17 protein-coding genes are annotated in these 16,578 nt (G+C 69.7%); 16 read left to right on the forward strand and 1 reads right to left on the reverse strand.

Annotated elements, in window-relative coordinates:
* The first annotated feature begins 140 nt into the window (after positions 1-140).
* Genes ACWC1K_RS47360 through nusB form a run of 3 tightly spaced genes read left to right on the forward strand, consistent with a single transcriptional unit; the run spans position 141 to position 2,309 of the window.
* A complete protein-coding gene (locus tag ACWC1K_RS47360; protein WP_450840061.1) occupies positions 141-1,247 on the forward strand; it encodes an aminopeptidase P family protein in 1,107 nt (368 codons plus the stop codon).
* Positions 1,248-1,305: 58 nt separating this feature from the next.
* Entirely contained in the window at positions 1,306-1,872 is a 567-nt protein-coding gene (gene efp, locus ACWC1K_RS47365) for an elongation factor P (RefSeq protein ID WP_020117452.1), read from the forward strand.
* A gap of 2 nt (positions 1,873-1,874) precedes the next feature.
* On the forward strand, positions 1,875-2,309 hold the full coding sequence (gene nusB, locus ACWC1K_RS47370; RefSeq protein WP_030946863.1) for a transcription antitermination factor NusB: 435 nt from the start codon (positions 1,875-1,877) through the stop codon (positions 2,307-2,309).
* Positions 2,310-2,505: 196 nt separating this feature from the next.
* Here the strand turns inward: nusB and bldD are convergent, their stop codons facing one another.
* Positions 2,506-3,006: a transcriptional regulator BldD gene (gene bldD / locus ACWC1K_RS47375; RefSeq protein ID WP_030946861.1), complete on the reverse strand. Its 501-nt coding sequence runs from the start codon at positions 3,004-3,006 to the stop codon at positions 2,506-2,508.
* Positions 3,007-3,259: 253 nt separating this feature from the next.
* Between bldD and pyrR the strand changes: the two genes are divergently transcribed.
* The 13 genes from pyrR to ACWC1K_RS47440 all read left to right on the forward strand — a co-directional run.
* A complete protein-coding gene (gene pyrR, locus ACWC1K_RS47380; protein WP_275774139.1) occupies positions 3,260-3,850 on the forward strand; it encodes a bifunctional pyr operon transcriptional regulator/uracil phosphoribosyltransferase PyrR in 591 nt (196 codons plus the stop codon).
* Between the two features lie 135 nt (positions 3,851-3,985).
* Positions 3,986-4,972, forward strand: a complete 987-nt coding sequence (locus ACWC1K_RS47385) for an aspartate carbamoyltransferase catalytic subunit (protein ID WP_450840063.1) — start codon at positions 3,986-3,988, stop codon at positions 4,970-4,972.
* 5 nt (positions 4,973-4,977) lie between these two features.
* The gene (locus ACWC1K_RS47390; RefSeq protein WP_450840065.1) at positions 4,978-6,264 is read left to right on the forward strand and encodes a dihydroorotase; all 1,287 of its coding nucleotides are present in this window, start codon (positions 4,978-4,980) and stop codon (positions 6,262-6,264) included.
* Positions 6,261-6,821 carry a PH-like domain-containing protein gene (locus ACWC1K_RS47395; RefSeq protein ID WP_351466648.1) on the forward strand — a complete coding sequence of 187 codons (561 nt, stop codon included), beginning with the start codon at positions 6,261-6,263 and terminating at the stop codon, positions 6,819-6,821. The genes ACWC1K_RS47390 and ACWC1K_RS47395 overlap by 4 nt, the downstream gene beginning before the upstream one ends.
* On the forward strand, positions 6,818-7,960 hold the full coding sequence (gene carA / locus ACWC1K_RS47400; RefSeq protein ID WP_450840066.1) for a glutamine-hydrolyzing carbamoyl-phosphate synthase small subunit: 1,143 nt from the start codon (positions 6,818-6,820) through the stop codon (positions 7,958-7,960). The genes ACWC1K_RS47395 and carA overlap by 4 nt, the downstream gene beginning before the upstream one ends.
* On the forward strand, positions 7,953-11,261 hold the full coding sequence (gene carB, locus ACWC1K_RS47405) for a carbamoyl-phosphate synthase large subunit (RefSeq protein ID WP_450840067.1): 3,309 nt from the start codon (positions 7,953-7,955) through the stop codon (positions 11,259-11,261). Before carA ends, carB begins: the two co-directional genes overlap by 8 nt.
* 74 nt (positions 11,262-11,335) lie before the next feature.
* The gene (locus tag ACWC1K_RS47410; protein WP_450840069.1) at positions 11,336-12,442 is read left to right on the forward strand and encodes a quinone-dependent dihydroorotate dehydrogenase; all 1,107 of its coding nucleotides are present in this window, start codon (positions 11,336-11,338) and stop codon (positions 12,440-12,442) included.
* Positions 12,439-13,284 carry an orotidine-5'-phosphate decarboxylase gene (pyrF, locus tag ACWC1K_RS47415; protein ID WP_450840071.1) on the forward strand — a complete coding sequence of 282 codons (846 nt, stop codon included), beginning with the start codon at positions 12,439-12,441 and terminating at the stop codon, positions 13,282-13,284. The genes ACWC1K_RS47410 and pyrF overlap by 4 nt, the downstream gene beginning before the upstream one ends.
* 342 nt (positions 13,285-13,626) lie before the next feature.
* Positions 13,627-13,950, forward strand: coding sequence for an integration host factor (locus tag ACWC1K_RS47420; protein ID WP_003977346.1), 324 nt, complete (start codon positions 13,627-13,629; stop codon positions 13,948-13,950).
* A gap of 59 nt (positions 13,951-14,009) precedes the next feature.
* Positions 14,010-14,603, forward strand: coding sequence for a guanylate kinase (gene gmk, locus ACWC1K_RS47425; RefSeq protein WP_266953461.1), 594 nt, complete (start codon positions 14,010-14,012; stop codon positions 14,601-14,603).
* A 53-nt stretch (positions 14,604-14,656) separates the two neighbouring features.
* On the forward strand, positions 14,657-14,929 hold the full coding sequence (gene rpoZ / locus ACWC1K_RS47430; RefSeq protein WP_003977348.1) for a DNA-directed RNA polymerase subunit omega: 273 nt from the start codon (positions 14,657-14,659) through the stop codon (positions 14,927-14,929).
* Between the two features lie 112 nt (positions 14,930-15,041).
* Complete coding sequence (gene coaBC / locus ACWC1K_RS47435; RefSeq protein ID WP_450840073.1) at positions 15,042-16,244, forward strand: bifunctional phosphopantothenoylcysteine decarboxylase/phosphopantothenate--cysteine ligase CoaBC; 1,203 nt, start codon at positions 15,042-15,044, stop codon at positions 16,242-16,244.
* Between the two features lie 238 nt (positions 16,245-16,482).
* On the forward strand, positions 16,483-16,578 hold a 96-nt coding region (locus ACWC1K_RS47440), incomplete at its 3' end, for an S-adenosylmethionine synthetase N-terminal domain-containing protein (protein WP_352332740.1).

Here is a 16,578-nt window from a genome sequence, read left to right on the forward strand (position 1 = left end):
CTGTATCGATATGCGGCTCCGCCGCGGGGGCGCGAGAAACCCCACCGGCCCGCACCCGGCAGACAACAGCCGGCCGCACCTCCATCCCCCAATCGGCACCCCAACCGGCACAAATCCCCCACCGCTCCTACGCTCATCTCATGTCAGAGGTGTACGCACTCCGCCGAGCAAGGCTGCGAGACCGCTGCAAGGCCGGCGGCAGCCAGGCCGCGCTGATCTCGCGGCCCGCCAATGTCCGCTACCTCGCGGGCACCGCCCCGCGGGGCGCCGTCCTGCTCCTGGGCAAGACCGACGATCTGCTGCTCTGCGCCGGCCCGCCGGACGACCGCCCCGCCGAGGGCCGGCCGGACGAGGCGCTGCGCGTGCAGACCCTGCCCGGCAGCGCGGGTGATCCGGCGGTCGCCGCCGCCGACCTCGCCGAGGCCCAGCGCGCCGACACCCTCGCCGTGGAGGAACACCACCTCACGGTGGCCCGGCACCGGGAGATCCGCTCGGTCGTCCCGCGGCTGCGCCTCACCGACCTCGGCGGAGCCGTGGAGCAGCTCAGGGTCGTCAAGGACGAGGAGGAGATCTCCTGCCTGCGCATCGGCGCCGAAATCGCCGATCAGGCCCTCGGTGAGCTCCTGGAGTCCATCCTCGTCGGCCGCACGGAACGGCATCTCGCGCTCGAGCTGGAGCGCCGACTCGTCGACCACGGCGCGGACGGCCCCGCCTTCCCGACCTCCGTCGCCACCGGCCCCAACGCCGGCAGACGCGCTCACCGGCCCACCGACCGCCGCGTCGAGGAGGGCGACTTCCTCTCCGTCTGTCTGGGCGCCGCCTACCGCGGCTACCGCTGCGAGATCGGCCGCACCTTCGTCATCGGCACGTCCCCGGCGGACTGGCAGATCGACCTGTACGACCTCGTCTTTGCCGCCCAGCGCGCCGGACGGGAGGCGCTGGTGCCCGGCGCGGCCTGCCGCGATGTGGACCGCGCCGCACGTCAGGTGCTGGATTCCGCGGGGTACGCGGAGGGGCTCCCGGCCCTGACGGGGCACGGCGTGGGGCTCGAAATCGACGAGGACCCGCAGCTGGCCCCCGCGGCCATGGGTAAACTGGACGCTTGCGTGCCGGTCACCGTCGAACCGGGGGTTCACCTCCCGGGCCGGGGCGGCGTCCGGATCGATGACACGCTCGTCGTCCGCCCCGAGGCGGACGGCGGACCCGAGCTACTCACCATCACGACCAAGGAGCTGCTCGCGCTCTAGCAATGAGCCGGGCGCGCGTCCCGGGGTCGTCCACGTCAGTCCAGGAGATTCCGCAACCGTGGCTTCCACGAACGACCTCAAGAACGGCCTGGTGCTCAAGCTCGAAGGCGGCCAGCTGTGGTCCGTCGTCGAGTTCCAGCACGTCAAGCCCGGCAAGGGCCCGGCCTTCGTGCGCACCAAGCTGAAGAACGTGCTCTCCGGCAAGGTCGTCGACAAGACGTTCAACGCCGGCGTCAAGGTCGAGACGGCCACTGTCGACAAGCGCGACATGCAGTTCTCGTACATGGACGGCGAGTACTTCGTCTTCATGGACATGGAGACCTACGACCAGCTCATGGTCGACCGCAAGGCTGTCGGCGACGCCGCCAACTTCCTCATCGAGGGCTTCACGGCCACCGTCGCGCAGCACGAGGGCGAGGTGCTCTTCGTGGAGCTCCCGGCCGCCGTCGAGCTCGTCGTCCAGGAGACCGAGCCGGGCCTGCAGGGCGACCGCTCCACCGGCGGCACCAAGCCCGCCACGCTGGAGACCGGCCACCAGATCCAGGTCCCGCTCTTCATCACCACCGGTGAGAAGATCAAGGTCGACACCCGTACGAGCGACTACCTCGGCCGGGTGAACAGCTAACCGTGGCTGCCCGCAACACGGCCCGCAAGCGCGCCTTCCAGATCCTCTTCGAGGGCGACCAGCGCGGCGCCGATGTCCTGACGGTCCTCGCGGACTGGATCCGGCTGTCCCGGGACGACACCCGGCAGCCGCCGGTGAGCGAGTACACGATGCAGCTGGTCGAGGGCTACGCGAAGCACGCGAAGCGCATCGACGAGCTGATCGCGCAGTACTCGGTCGGCTGGACGCTCGACCGGATGCCGGTCGTGGACCGCAACGTCCTGCGTCTCGGCGCCTACGAACTGATCTGGGCCGACGAGATCCCGGACGCCGTCGTGCTGGACGAGATGGTGCAGCTGGCGAAGGAGTTCTCCACGGACGAGTCGCCCGCATTCGTCAACGGCCTGCTCGGCCGTCTCAAGGAGCTGAAGCCCTCACTGCGCCGGGACGAGGCGTAACGACCTGTTGCACGGGTCGAAAGAGGCAGACATCGCCAGGGGGCCCGCAGCGTGACTGCTGCGGGCCCCCTGGCGTTCCCGTGCCTGCGAGGCCATCGAAGGCCGCAGAAAGCCGCCGGGGTGGCCGGAACCGTGAAGTTCCGGCCACCCCGGCGGCACGTTTCTGCTCAGCGCCCTCAAGGGCTGTCGGACGACGTCAGACCTCTTCGTGGGCGACCGCGCGGCGCGCGTCCGCGTCCAGCACGCCCCAGCTGATCAGCTGCTCGGTGAGGACCGAGGGGGACTGGTCGTAGATGACGGCGAGTGTGCGCAGGTCGTCCTGGCGGATCGACAGCACCTTGCCGTTGTAGTCACCGCGCTGCGACTGGATCGTCGCCGCATAGCGCTGCAGCGGGCCCGCCTTCTCGGCCGGCACGGTCGCCAGCCGCTCCAGGTCCAGGACCAGCTTCGGCGGCGGCTCGGCGGCGCCGCCCGGGGTGGTGCCCGGCAGGAGCTCCTGCACCGGGACCCCATAGAAATCCGCCAGTTCGGCGAGGCGCTGTACGGTCACGGCACGGTCGCCGCGCTCGTACGAACCGACCACGACCGCCTTCCAGCGTCCCTGACTCTTCTCCTCGACACCGTGGAGGGAAAGGCCCTGCTGGGTGCGGATGGCCCGGAGCTTGGCCCCGAGCTGTTTGGCGTATTCGCTGGACATATAGCTCCCCGGACACTGTGTCGACGCGGTCGAAGAGGTTCCGAGCCGCGCGTCTGGTAACTCACTGTGAGGTTACGCAGCGTGACTCTTCTGCGTCAAGCCGAATGGTCCACACCGACTCTTCCGTGGCCGCGGTGGCCGATTACGCCATGGGGGTGATCAGGGGCGTCGTCGGGGCCTGCTACCGTGGATGGCGCAAATCCGACGTCCTTTAAGGTCCGTCCCGTGAGGCGGAGAAGGAGGTCCGTTTCTTATGGACAAGCAGGACACGTCCGGAATTCCGGCGTCCGATGCGCGGCCGGTTCTCGAAGGCCCCGACATCGCGCGGGTGTTGACCCGCATCGCCCACGAGATCGTCGAGCGCGCCAAGGGCGCCGACGACGTGGTGCTCCTCGGCATTCCGACCCGAGGGGTCTTCCTCGCCCAGCGGCTCGCCGCCAAGCTGGAGGAGATCACCGACCGCAAGATCCCGGTGGGTTCTCTCGACATCACCATGTACCGGGACGACCTGCGCATGCATCCGCCGCGTGCGCTGGCCCGGACCGACATCCCCGGTGACGGCATCGACGGCCGGCTGGTCGTCCTCGTCGATGACGTGCTCTTCTCCGGCCGCACCATCCGCGCGGCCCTCGACGCCCTGAACGACATCGGGCGTCCGCGCGCGGTGCAGCTCGCGGTCCTCGTCGACCGCGGTCACCGCGAACTGCCCATCCGCGCCGACTACGTCGGCAAGAACCTCCCCACGTCGCTGCGGGAGACGGTCAAGGTCCAGCTCGCCGAGGAGGACGGTCGCGACACCGTGCTGCTCGGTGCGAAGCCGGCCGCCCCGGGCGAGCAGCAGTAGCACGCGTGCGTACGTCACCGCCGTACGCCTGTTCCGTGCGCTCTGCGCGAGCCCGTCTGCCCGGCTGTGCTCTCTGGGGGACACCCCCAGACCCCCGGCCTCCCAAAACCTGAACTGCCTTACGGAGCCTGACAGATGCAGCGTCATCTCATCTCGGCCGCCGACCTCACCCGCGACGACGCCGTCCTGATCCTCGACACCGCCGAGGAGATGGCCCGGGTCGCCGACCGGCCGATCAAGAAACTGCCGACCCTGCGCGGCCGCACGATCGTCAACCTCTTCTTCGAGGACTCCACGCGCACGCGCATCTCCTTCGAAGCCGCCGAGAAGCGCCTGTCCGCCGACGTCATCAACTTCACCGCCAAGGGGTCGAGCGTCTCCAAGGGCGAGTCCCTGAAGGACACCGCCCAGACCCTGGAGGCCATGGGCGTCGACGCCGTGGTCATCCGGCACGGAGCCTCCGGCGCTCCCTACCGCCTCGCCAACTCCGGCTGGATCGACGCGGCCGTCATCAACGCCGGCGACGGCACCCACCAGCACCCCACCCAGGCCCTGCTCGACGCGTTCACCATGCGCCGCCGCCTGGTCGGGCGGGACGCCGGGATAGGGCAGGACCTGTCCGGCAAGCGGATCACGATCGTCGGCGACGTCCTGCACAGCCGGGTCGCCCGCTCCAACGTCGACCTGCTGCACACGCTGGGCGCCGAGGTCACCCTCGTCGCGCCGCCCACGCTGGTGCCGGTGGGTGTCGGGACCTGGCCCTGCGAGGTGTCGTACGACCTCGACTCCACCCTCACCAAGTCCGACGCGGTGATGATGCTGCGCGTGCAGCGCGAGCGCATGAACGCCGCGTTCTTCCCGACCGAGCGTGAGTACTCGCGGCGCTACGGCCTCGACGGCGACCGCATGGCGAAGATGCCGGAGCACGCCATCGTGATGCACCCCGGCCCGATGGTCCGCGGCATGGAGATCACCGCCGAGGTCGCCGACTCCGAGCGCTGCACCGTCGTCGAGCAGGTCGCAAACGGAGTCTCCATCCGGATGGCCGTTCTGTATCTGCTGCTCGGTGGGAACGAACCCGCCGTCACCCACACCCGCCCCGCCGGTTCCGAGGAGAAGTAGGACCCATGAGCAAGATCCTGATCCGTGGTGCGAAGGTGCTCGGCGGCGAGCCGCAGGACGTCCTGATCGACGGCCCGACGATCGCAGAGGTGGGCGTCGGGCTGAGTGACGAGGGCGCCGAGGTCGTCGAGGCGGCCGGCAAGGTGCTCCTGCCGGGCCTCGTCGACCTGCACACCCATCTGCGCGAGCCCGGCCGCGAGGACTCCGAGACCGTGCTGACCGGCACGCGCGCGGCGGCGAGCGGCGGCTACACGGCCGTGTTCGCCATGGCCAACACCTTCCCGGTCGCCGACACCGCCGGCGTCGTCGAGCAGGTCTACCGGCTCGGCCAGGAGTACGGCTACTGCGATGTGCAGCCCATCGGCGCCGTCACCGTCGGCCTGGAGGGCAAGAAGCTGGCCGAGCTGGGCGCCATGCACGAGTCGGCCGCCGGTGTCACCGTCTTCTCCGACGACGGCAAGTGCGTCGACGACGCCGTGATCATGCGGCGCGCGCTGGAGTACGTGAAGGCCTTCGGCGGGGTCGTCGCCCAGCACGCGCAGGAGCCCCGGCTGACCGAGGGCGCCCAGATGAACGAGGGCATCGTCTCCGCCGAGCTGGGGCTCGGCGGCTGGCCCGCGGTGGCCGAAGAATCGATCATCGCCCGGGATGTCCTGCTCGCCGAGCACGTCGGCTCCCGCGTCCACATCTGCCATCTGTCGACCGCGGGGTCCGTCGAGATCGTCCGCTGGGCCAAGTCCCGCGGCATCGACGTCACCGCCGAGGTCACCCCGCACCACCTGCTCCTCACCGACGAGCTGGTGCGGACGTACAACCCGGTCTACAAGGTCAACCCGCCGCTGCGCACCGAGCGGGACGTGATGGCCCTGCGCGAGGCGCTCGCCGACGGCACGATCGACATCGTCGCCACCGACCACGCCCCGCACCCGCACGAGGACAAGGACTGCGAGTGGGCCGCGGCCGCCATGGGGATGGTCGGTCTGGAGACCGCGCTGTCAGTGGTGCAGGAGACCATGGTGGACACCGGGCTGATCAACTGGGCAGGGGTCGCCGACCGCATGTCCTTCAAGCCCGCCCAGATCGGGCAGGCCAAGGGACACGGGCGTCCCGTCTCGGCTGGTGAGCCCGCCAACTTCACGCTCGTCGACACGGAATACCGTGGGGACGTGGACCCCGCGGGCTTCGCCTCGCGCAGCCGGAACACCCCGTACGAGGGGCGTGAGCTGCCGGGCCGTGTGACGCACACGTGGCTCCGGGGCAAGGCCACGCTCGTCGACGGGAAGCTCACGTGACACCTGTAATCCTGCTCGCAGCCGAGAAGAAGTCGGCCGAGGTCACCGACTGGGCCGCCCGTGTCGGCTGGCTCGTGGGACTCGCCCTGTTCATCGCGCTCGTCTACTGGCTGATGCGCGAGGGCTGGAAGTGGCGCGGCACGCTCCAGGGCGACCTGCCGGAGCTGCCCAGCGCGCCGGACGAGCCCGGCGAGGCGAGACTGACGATGAGCGGCCGCTATCACGGCTCCACCACCGCCGGGCAGTGGCTCGACCGCATCGTGGCGCACGGCCTCGGCACCCGCAGCCGGGTCGAGCTCACGCTGACGGACGCGGGACTGGATGTCGTACGCCCCGGTGCGAGCGATTTCTTCGTCCCCGCCGCGCAACTGCGCGAGGCCCGGCTCGACAAGGGCATCGCCGGCAAGGTGCTGACCGAGGGCGGCCTGCTCGTGGTGACCTGGGCACACGGCGAGCGGCTGATCGACTCCGGGTTCCGCTCCGACCGTGCGGCCGAGCACACCGAGTGGGTCGAGACCCTGAACCACATGATCAACAAGACGGAAGGCGCACGATGACAACCTCCACCAGGGGAGCCGCCAAGGTTCCCGCCGTACTCGTCCTGGAGGACGGCCGGATCTTCCGCGGTCGCGCCTACGGGGCCGTGGGGGTGACCTTCGGCGAGGCGGTCTTCTCGACCGGCATGACCGGCTACCAGGAGACCCTGACCGACCCCTCCTACCACCGCCAGGTCGTCGTGATGACCGCCCCGCACGTCGGCAACACCGGCGTCAACGACGAGGACCCCGAGAGCAAGCAGATCTGGGTCGCCGGGTACGTCGTGCGCGACCCCGCGCGCGTGCCGTCCAACTGGCGCTCGCGCCGCTCCCTCGACGAGGAGCTGGCCAAGCAGGGCGTCGTCGGGATCTCCGGCATCGACACGCGCGCGTTGACGCGCCACCTGCGTGAGCGCGGTGCCATGCGCGTCGGCATCTTCTCCGGCAACGCGCTGCCCGACGAGGGCACCATGCTGGTCGAGGTCCGCCAGGCCCCCGAGATGAAGGGCGCGAACCTCTCCGCGGAGGTCGCCACCAAGGAGGCGTACGTCGTTCCGGCGATCGGCGAGAAGAAGTTCACCGTCGCCGCCGTCGACCTCGGCATCAAGGGCATGACCCCGCACCGGATGGCCGAGCGCGGCATCGAGGTGCACGTCCTGCCCGCCACGGCGACCGTCGAGGACGTCTACGCCGTCAACCCCGACGGTGTCTTCTTCTCCAACGGCCCCGGCGACCCGGCCACGGCCGACGGGCCGGTCGCCGTCATGCAGGGCGTGCTGGAGCGCAGGACGCCACTGTTCGGCATCTGCTTCGGCAACCAGATCCTGGGCCGCGCCCTCGGCTTCGGCACCTACAAGCTGAAGTACGGCCACCGCGGCATCAACCAGCCGGTGCAGGACCGTACGACCGGCAAGGTCGAGGTCACCGCGCACAACCACGGCTTCGCCGTCGACGCCCCGCTCGACAAGGTGTCCGACACCCCCTACGGCCGCGCCGAGGTCTCCCACGTCTGCCTCAACGACAACGTGGTGGAGGGCCTCCAGCTGCTCGACCAGCCGGCCTTCAGCGTCCAGTACCACCCCGAAGCGGCAGCGGGTCCGCACGACGCCGCCTACCTGTTCGACCGCTTCGTTTCCCTGATGGAGGGCCAGCGTGCCTAAGCGCACCGATATCCAGTCCGTCCTGGTCATCGGCTCCGGCCCGATCGTCATCGGCCAGGCCGCCGAGTTCGACTACTCCGGCACCCAGGCGTGCCGCATCCTGCGCGCCGAAGGCCTGCGGGTCATCCTCGTCAACTCCAACCCGGCGACGATCATGACCGACCCGGAGATCGCCGACGCCACGTACGTCGAGCCGATCACCCCGGAGTTCGTCGAGAAGATCATCGCCAAGGAGCGCCCCGACGCGCTCCTGCCCACCCTGGGCGGTCAGACGGCCCTCAACACGGCCATCTCGCTGCACGAGGCGGGCACCCTCGACAAGTACGGCGTCGAGCTGATCGGCGCCAACGTCGAGGCCATCAACAAGGGCGAGGACCGCGACCTCTTCAAGGCGGTCGTCGAGGCCGTCCGCCAGAAGATCGGGCACGGCGAGTCCGCCCGCTCGGTCATCTGCCACTCCATGGACGACGTCCTCAAGGGCGTCGAGACGCTCGGCGGCTACCCGGTCGTCGTCCGCCCGTCCTTCACCATGGGCGGCGCCGGTTCCGGCTTCGCCCACGACGAGGAGGAGCTGCGCCGCATCGCCGGCCAGGGCCTCACGCTCTCGCCGACCACCGAGGTGCTCCTGGAGGAGTCCATCCTCGGCTGGAAGGAGTACGAGCTGGAGCTGATGCGCGACAAGCACGACAACGTCGTGGTCGTCTGCTCCATCGAGAACTTCGACCCCATGGGTGTGCACACCGGCGACTCGATCACCGTCGCGCCCGCGATGACGCTGACCGACCGCGAGTACCAGACCCTCCGTGACATCGGCATCGCCGTCATCCGCGAGGTCGGCGTCGACACCGGCGGCTGCAACATCCAGTTCGCGGTCAACCCCGAGGACGGTCGCGTGATCGTCATCGAGATGAACCCGCGCGTGTCGCGGTCCTCGGCCCTGGCCTCCAAGGCGACCGGCTTCCCGATCGCCAAGATCGCCGCCAAACTGGCCGTCGGCTACACGCTCGACGAGATCCCGAACGACATCACCCAGGAGACCCCGGCCTCCTTCGAGCCGACGCTCGACTACGTCGTCGTGAAGGCCCCGCGCTTCGCCTTCGAGAAGTTCCCGCAGGCCGACTCCACGCTGACCACCACCATGAAGTCGGTCGGCGAGGCCATGGCCATCGGCCGCAACTTCACCGAGGCCTTCCAGAAGGCGCTGCGCTCGCTGGAGAAGAAGGGCAGCCAGTTCACCTTCGTCGGCGAGCCCGGCGACAAGACGCAGCTGCTCGAGGAGGCCGTCCGCCCGACCGACGGCCGTATCAACACCGTCATGCAGGCCATCCGCGCCGGTGCCACCCAGGAGGAGGTCTTCGAGTACACGAAGATCGACCCCTGGTTCGTCGACCAGCTCTTCCTCATCAAGGAGATCGCGGACGAGCTCGCCGAGGCTCCCGAGCTGACCCGCGAGCTGCTGGCCGAGGCCAAGCGGCACGGCTTCTCCGACCAGCAGGTCGCCGAGATCCGCGGCCTGCGCGAGGACGTCGTGCGCGAGGTCCGGCACGCGCTGGGCATCCGCCCGGTGTACAAGACGGTCGACACCTGCGCCGCCGAGTTCGCCGCGAAGACGCCGTACTTCTACTCCTCCTACGACGAGGAGACCGAGGTCGCGCCCCGCGAGAAGCCCGCGGTCATCATCCTGGGCTCCGGCCCCAACCGCATCGGCCAGGGCATCGAGTTCGACTACTCCTGCGTCCACGCCTCCTTCGCACTGAGCGACGCGGGCTACGAGACGGTGATGGTCAACTGCAACCCGGAGACCGTCTCCACGGACTACGACACCTCCGACCGCCTGTACTTCGAGCCGCTGACGCTGGAAGACGTGCTGGAGATCGTCCACGCGGAGCAGCAGGCCGGTCCGGTGGCGGGTGTGGTCGTCCAGCTCGGTGGCCAGACCCCGCTGGGCCTCTCGCAGGCGCTGAAGGACAACGGCGTGCCGATCGTGGGCACCTCGCCGGAGGCGATCCACGCCGCCGAGGACCGCGGCGCCTTCGGCCGCGTGCTCGCCGAGGCGGGCCTGCCGGCCCCCAAGCACGGCACCGCCACCACCTTCGCCGAGGCCAAGGCCATCGCCGACGAGATCGGCTACCCGGTCCTGGTGCGGCCGTCGTACGTCCTCGGCGGACGCGGAATGGAGATCGTCTACGACGAGACCCGGCTGTCGTCCTACATCGCCGAGTCGACCGAGATCAGCCCCTCCCGGCCGGTCCTCGTCGACCGCTTCCTCGACGACGCCATCGAGATCGACGTCGACGCCCTCTACGACGGCCAGGAGCTCTACCTCGGCGGCGTCATGGAGCACATCGAGGAGGCCGGCATCCACTCCGGCGACTCGGCGTGCGCCCTGCCCCCGATCACGCTCGGCGGCTTCGACATCAAGCGGCTGCGCGCCTCGACGGAGGCCATCGCCAAGGGCGTCGGCGTCCGCGGACTGATCAACATCCAGTTCGCTATGGCAGGCGACATCCTCTACGTCCTCGAAGCCAACCCGCGCGCGTCCCGCACGGTCCCCTTCACCTCGAAGGCGACCGCGGTCCCGCTGGCGAAGGCCGCCGCCCGGATCTCCCTGGGCGCCACCATCGCCGAACTGCGCGCCGAGGGCCTGCTGCCGGCGAACGGCGACGGCGGCGAGCTCCCGCTCGACGCGCCGATCTCCGTCAAGGAGGCCGTCATGCCGTGGTCCCGCTTCCGGGACATCCACGGCCGTGGCGTCGACACCGTGCTCGGCCCGGAGATGCGCTCCACCGGAGAGGTCATGGGGATCGACTCCGTCTTCGGCACGGCGTACGCCAAGTCGCAGGCGGGCGCCTACGGCCCGCTGCCCACCAAGGGCCGCGCGTTCATCTCGGTCGCCAACCGCGACAAGCGCTCGATGATCTTCCCGGCACGCGAACTCGTCGCCCACGGCTTCGAGCTGCTCGCCACCTCGGGCACCGCCGAGGTCCTCAAGCGCAACGGCATCAACGCCACCGTCGTGCGCAAGCAGTCCGAGGGCACGGGCCCGAACGGCGAGAAGACCATCGTCCAGCACATCCACGACGGCGAGGTCGACCTCATCGTCAACACCCCGTACGGCACCGGCGGCCGCCTCGACGGCTACGAGATCCGTACGGCGGCCGTGGCGCGCTCGGTCCCCTGCCTGACGACGGTCCAGGCGCTCGCGGCGGCCGTCCAGGGCATCGACGCCCTCAACCACGGTGACGTGGGCGTCCGTTCGCTCCAGGAACACGCGGAACACCTGACCGCGGCCCGCGACTAGCAGCCCCGAGGGGGACACCGGAAACGGTGTCCCCCTCTTCATGAGGTCGCCTGAGACTTCAAGAGGACACCGACATGTACAAGCTTTTCTTCCGTCTGGTTTTCACACGGATGGACCCGGAGCAGGCCCACCACCTGGCCTTCCGCTGGATCCGCCTCGCCGTCCGCATCCCCGTCCTGCGTACCTTCGTCGCCGCCGCTCTCGCGCCCCGCTACGAGGAGCTGCGCACGGAGGCCTTCGGGCTGCGTATGCACGGGCCCTTCGGGCTCGCCGCCGGCTTCGACAAGAACGCGCTCGCGATCGACGGCATGTCGATGCTCGGCTTCGACCACGTCGAGATCGGCACGGTCACCGGGGAGGCCCAGCCGGGCAACCCCAAGAAGCGGCTGTTCCGGCTCGTGAAGGACCGCGCGCTGATCAACCGCATGGGCTTCAACAACGAGGGCTCCCTGGCGGTCGCGGCCCGTCTGGCGTCCCGTGAGCCGGTCTTCAGGACCGTCGTGGGCGTCAACATCGGCAAGACGAAGGTCGTCCCGGAGGCGGAGGCCGTGGGCGACTACGTGAAGTCGACCGAGCGGCTGGCACCGTACGCCGACTACCTGGTCGTGAACGTCTCCTCGCCGAACACGCCCGGTCTGCGCAACCTGCAGGCCACGGAGGCGCTGCGGCCGCTCCTGAGCGCCGTCCGCGAGGCCGCCGACCGTACGGTGGCCTCCCGCCGCGTCCCCCTGCTGGTGAAGATCGCGCCGGACCTCGCCGACGAGGACGTCGACGCCGTGGCCGACCTGGCCGTCGAGCTCGGCCTGGACGGGATCATCGCCACGAACACCACCATCGCGCGCGAGGGCCTCGGTTTGAAATCCGAACCCTCTCTGGTGAAGGAGACCGGCGGACTGTCGGGCGCGCCCCTGAAGGCACGCTCCCTGGAGGTGCTGCGCCGCCTCTACGCGCGCGTGGGCGACCGCATCACGCTCGTGGGCGTCGGCGGCATCGAGAACGCCGAGGACGCCTGGCAGCGCATCCTGGCCGGTGCCACGCTGGTCCAGGGCTACAGCGCCTTCATCTACGAGGGCCCCTTCTGGGGCCGCGCCATCCACAAGGGCCTCGCCGCCCGTCTCGGCACCAGCCCGTATGCCACCCTCGCCGACGCGGTCGGCGCCGACGTGAGGAAGACCGCATGAGTGGCCTCGAACCCTTCGGTGCACGGCTTCGCCGCGCCATGGACGAGCGCGGGGCGCTCTGTGTCGGCATCGACCCGCACGCGTCCCTGCTGGCCGAGTGGGGTCTGAACGACGACGTCGCAGGTCTGGAGCGGTTCAGCCGCACGGTCGTCGAGGCGATGGCCGACCGGGTCGCGGTCCTGAAGCCGCAGAGCGCGTTCTTCGAGCGCTTCGGCTCGCGCGGTATCGCGGTCCTGGAGAAGTCGGTGGCGGAGGCCCGGGCGGCCGGCGCGCTGGTCGTGATGGACGCCAAGCGCGGCGACATCGGCTCGACCATGGCCGCGTACGCCGAGACCTTCCTGCACAAGGACTCCCCGCTCTTCTCGGACGCGCTCACCGTCTCGCCCTACCTCGGCTACGGCTCGCTCTCCCCGGCCGTCGCGCTCGCCCGCGAGAGCGGCACCGGCCTGTTCGTGCTCGCACTGACCTCCAATCCGGAGGGCGGCGAGGTGCAGCACGCGGTGCGCACGGACGGGCGGAACATCGGGGCGACGATGCTGGCGCACCTCGCCGCCGAGAACGCGGGGGAGGAGCCCCTGGGCTCCTTCGGGGCCGTGGTGGGCGCCACGCTCGGTGATCTGTCGTCGTACGACCTGGACATCAACGGGCCGCTCCTGGCGCCCGGGATCGGCGCCCAGGGCGCCACCGCGGCCGACCTTCCCGCCGTCTTCGGGGCGGCGGTGCGCAATGTCGTGCCGAACGTCAGCCGGGGGGTGCTGCGGCACGGTCCCGACGCCGGGGCGCTGCGCGCGGCCGCGGAGCGCTTCGCGGAGGAGATCAGGGCCGCCGTCGGAGCCCTGTGAGGCCTTCGCGACGGTCGTCGCGGGTGTTCGAGGCGCTCGTTCGAGTCCTCCGATGAGTGGTCGCCCGGGTGCTTCCAGGCCCGCTTGAGTCTGAATACATCCTCAAATCCGGGGCATTATGTCCTAAATGTCCGGCCTGACAGAGGCTGACCAGGACTTTTCCGCTGTTCTCGCTGACTCTGGCGCGCTCGCCCGCTAGTCTCCGACGAGTGGGGACACCCCCACACCCTTAGGTAGTGGGGGACAACGGGCAAGCGTGTTGCTCGTGGCTCCCCAGGTGTGGGGCGACTAGGTTCCTCACCGGTCCGTATCCGACAGTTCGACATCCGAGGTGACGTAGGCGTGGCTCTTCCGCCCCTTACCCCTGAACAGCGCGCAGCCGCGCTCGAAAAGGCCGCCGCGGCTCGCCGGGAGCGGGCCGAGGTCAAGAATCGACTCAAGCACTCCGGCGCCTCCCTGCACGAGGTCATCAAGCAGGGCCAGGAGAACGACGTCATCGGCAAGATGAAGGTCTCCGCCCTGCTCGAGTCCCTGCCGGGCGTGGGCAAGGTCCGCGCCAAGCAGATCATGGAGCGTCTGGGCATCTCCGAGAGCCGCCGTGTGCGCGGCCTCGGCTCCAACCAGATCGCTTCCCTGGAGCGTGAGTTCGGCAGCACCGGCTCCTGAGTCCGGCTCCCGAGCACCGGGAGTCCCGGGCACTCCGGGATTGCTGGAATAATCGCTGCATGGCTGCAACATTCCGGGGGACGACCCCCGAGCCCCCGGACGTACGTCCGCGGCTGACCGTGCTCTCCGGCCCCTCCGGGGTCGGCAAGAGCACGGTCGTCGCTCATATGCGCAAGGAACACCCCGAGGTCTGGCTCTCGGTGTCGGCGACGACCCGCAAGCCCCGCCCCGGCGAGAAGCACGGAGTCCACTACTTCTTCGTCACCGACGAGGAGATGGACAAGCTGATCGCCAACGGTGAGCTGCTGGAGTGGGCCGAGTTCGCCGGCAACCGCTACGGCACGCCGCGTGCGGCCGTGCTGGAGCACCTGGAGGACGGCGTGCCCGTCCTCCTGGAGATCGACCTCCAGGGCGCCCGGCAGGTCCGCGAGACCATGCCGGACGGCCGGCTGGTGTTCCTGGCTCCGCCCTCCTGGGAGGAGCTCGTGCGCAGACTCACCGGCCGGGGGACCGAGCCGCCCGAGGTGATCGAGCGCCGTCTCGACGCAGCCAGGATCGAGCTGGCGGCCGAGCCGGAGTTCGACATGACCTTGGTCAACACCTCCGTCGAGGACGTGGCTCGCGAGCTGCTAGCCTTGATGGATGTCCTGTGATCACGAGTGATGTGATCACGACCGATCTTTTCCCATCCATCGGAAGGTAGAGCGTGTCCTCTTCCATCTCCGCGCCCGAGGGCATCATCAACCCGCCGATCGACGAGCTCCTCGAGGCCACCGACTCGAAGTACAGCCTCGTGATCTACGCGGCCAAGCGTGCCCGCCAGATCAACGCGTACTACTCGCAGCTCGGCGAGGGCCTCCTCGAGTACGTCGGTCCGCTCGTCGACACCCACGTCCACGAGAAGCCGCTCTCGATCGCCCTGCGCGAGATCAACGCGGGTCTGCTGACGTCCGAGGCCATCGAGGGTCCGGCGCAGTAGTACTTTCGTATTGCAGTTGGCTTTTCCACAGGCCCGACAGCGCGACTGTCGGGCCTGTGGTGTGTGATGGAGTCGTTGATGGACTCGTACGTTGCCGAGCCGGGGAGAGACGGTGGACAAGCCCAAGGTCGTGCTGGGGGTCAGCGGTGGCATCGCCGCGTACAAGGCCTGTGAGCTGCTGCGCAGACTGAGCGAGTCCGGCCATGACGTACGCGTGGTGCCCACTGCCTCCGCGCTGCACTTCGTCGGCGCCGCCACCTGGTCCGCCCTCTCCGGCAACCCCGTCTCCACCGAGGTCTGGGACGACGTCCACGAGGTCCCGCACGTCCGCATCGGGCAGCACGCCGACCTGGTCGTCGTCGCCCCGGCGACCGCGGACATCCTCGCGAAGGCCGCCCACGGCCTGGCCGACGACCTGCTCACGAACACGCTCCTGACCGCCCGATGTCCGGTCGTCTTCGCCCCCGCCATGCACACCGAGATGTGGGAACACCCGGCCACCCAGGAGAACGTGGCGACGCTGCGCCGCCGCGGCGCCGTGGTCATCGAACCGGCCGTCGGCCGTCTGACCGGCGTCGACACCGGCAAGGGCCGCCTGCCCGATCCCACGGAGATCTACGCGGTCTGCCGCCGCGTCCTGTCCAGGGGCGTCACCGAACCCGACCTCAAGGGCCGGCATGTCGTCGTCAGCGCCGGCGGCACCCGCGAACCCCTCGACCCGGTGCGCTTCCTCGGCAACCGCTCCTCCGGCAAGCAGGGCTACGCCCTCGCCCGCACCGCCGCCGCCCGCGGCGCCCGCGTCACGCTCATCGCCGCGAACACCGGCCTGCCGGACCCGGCGGGCGTGGACGTCGTCCAGGTGGGCACGGCCGTGCAGCTGCGCGAGGCGGTGCTGAAGGCGACCCCGGACGCGGACGCCGTCGTCATGGCCGCAGCGGTCGCGGACTTCCGGCCGGAGACCTACGCCGCCGGGAAGATCAAGAAGAAGGACGGCCAGGACCCGGACCCCATCGTGCTGGTGCGGAATCCGGACATCCTCGCGGAGATCTCGGCGGAGCGCGCCCGCCCCGGGCAGGTGATCGTCGGCTTCGCCGCCGAGACCGACGACGTCCTGGCCAACGGCCGCATCAAGCTGGAGCGCAAGGGCTGCGACCTCCTCGTGGTCAACGAGGTGGGGGAACGCAAGACCTTCGGCTCGGAGGAGAACGAGGCGGTGGTGCTGGGCGCCGACGGCAGCGAGACCCCCGTGCAGCGCGGGCCTAAGGAACATCTGGCCGAAACTGTCTGGGACCTCGTGGCGGAGCGGCTCGGCTGAATGTTTCATTCGATTCTCGGTCCCCTCAAACCTCTGCGACAGGGGCGTGGCAACCCTGGCCAAGGCCGCTAGGAATTGGGCAGAATGCCCGTGCCGCAGGTCACAGCACTCCCGAGGGGCGAGACAGGGGGTCGGTGGCCGAGCACGACCGATAAACTGTTCTCGGACGACCACGGGCGCAGCCTCCGGGCCGTCCGCCAATGATCAGCCAGCAGCCGCTGCAACCCCAGGGAGCGTTGTGTCCCGTCGCCTGTTCACCTCGGAGTCCGTGACCGAGGGTCACCCCGACAAGATCGCTGACCAGATCAGCGACACCATTCTCGACGCGCTTCTG

It is taken from the genome of Streptomyces sp. NPDC001492, assembly GCF_053597275.1.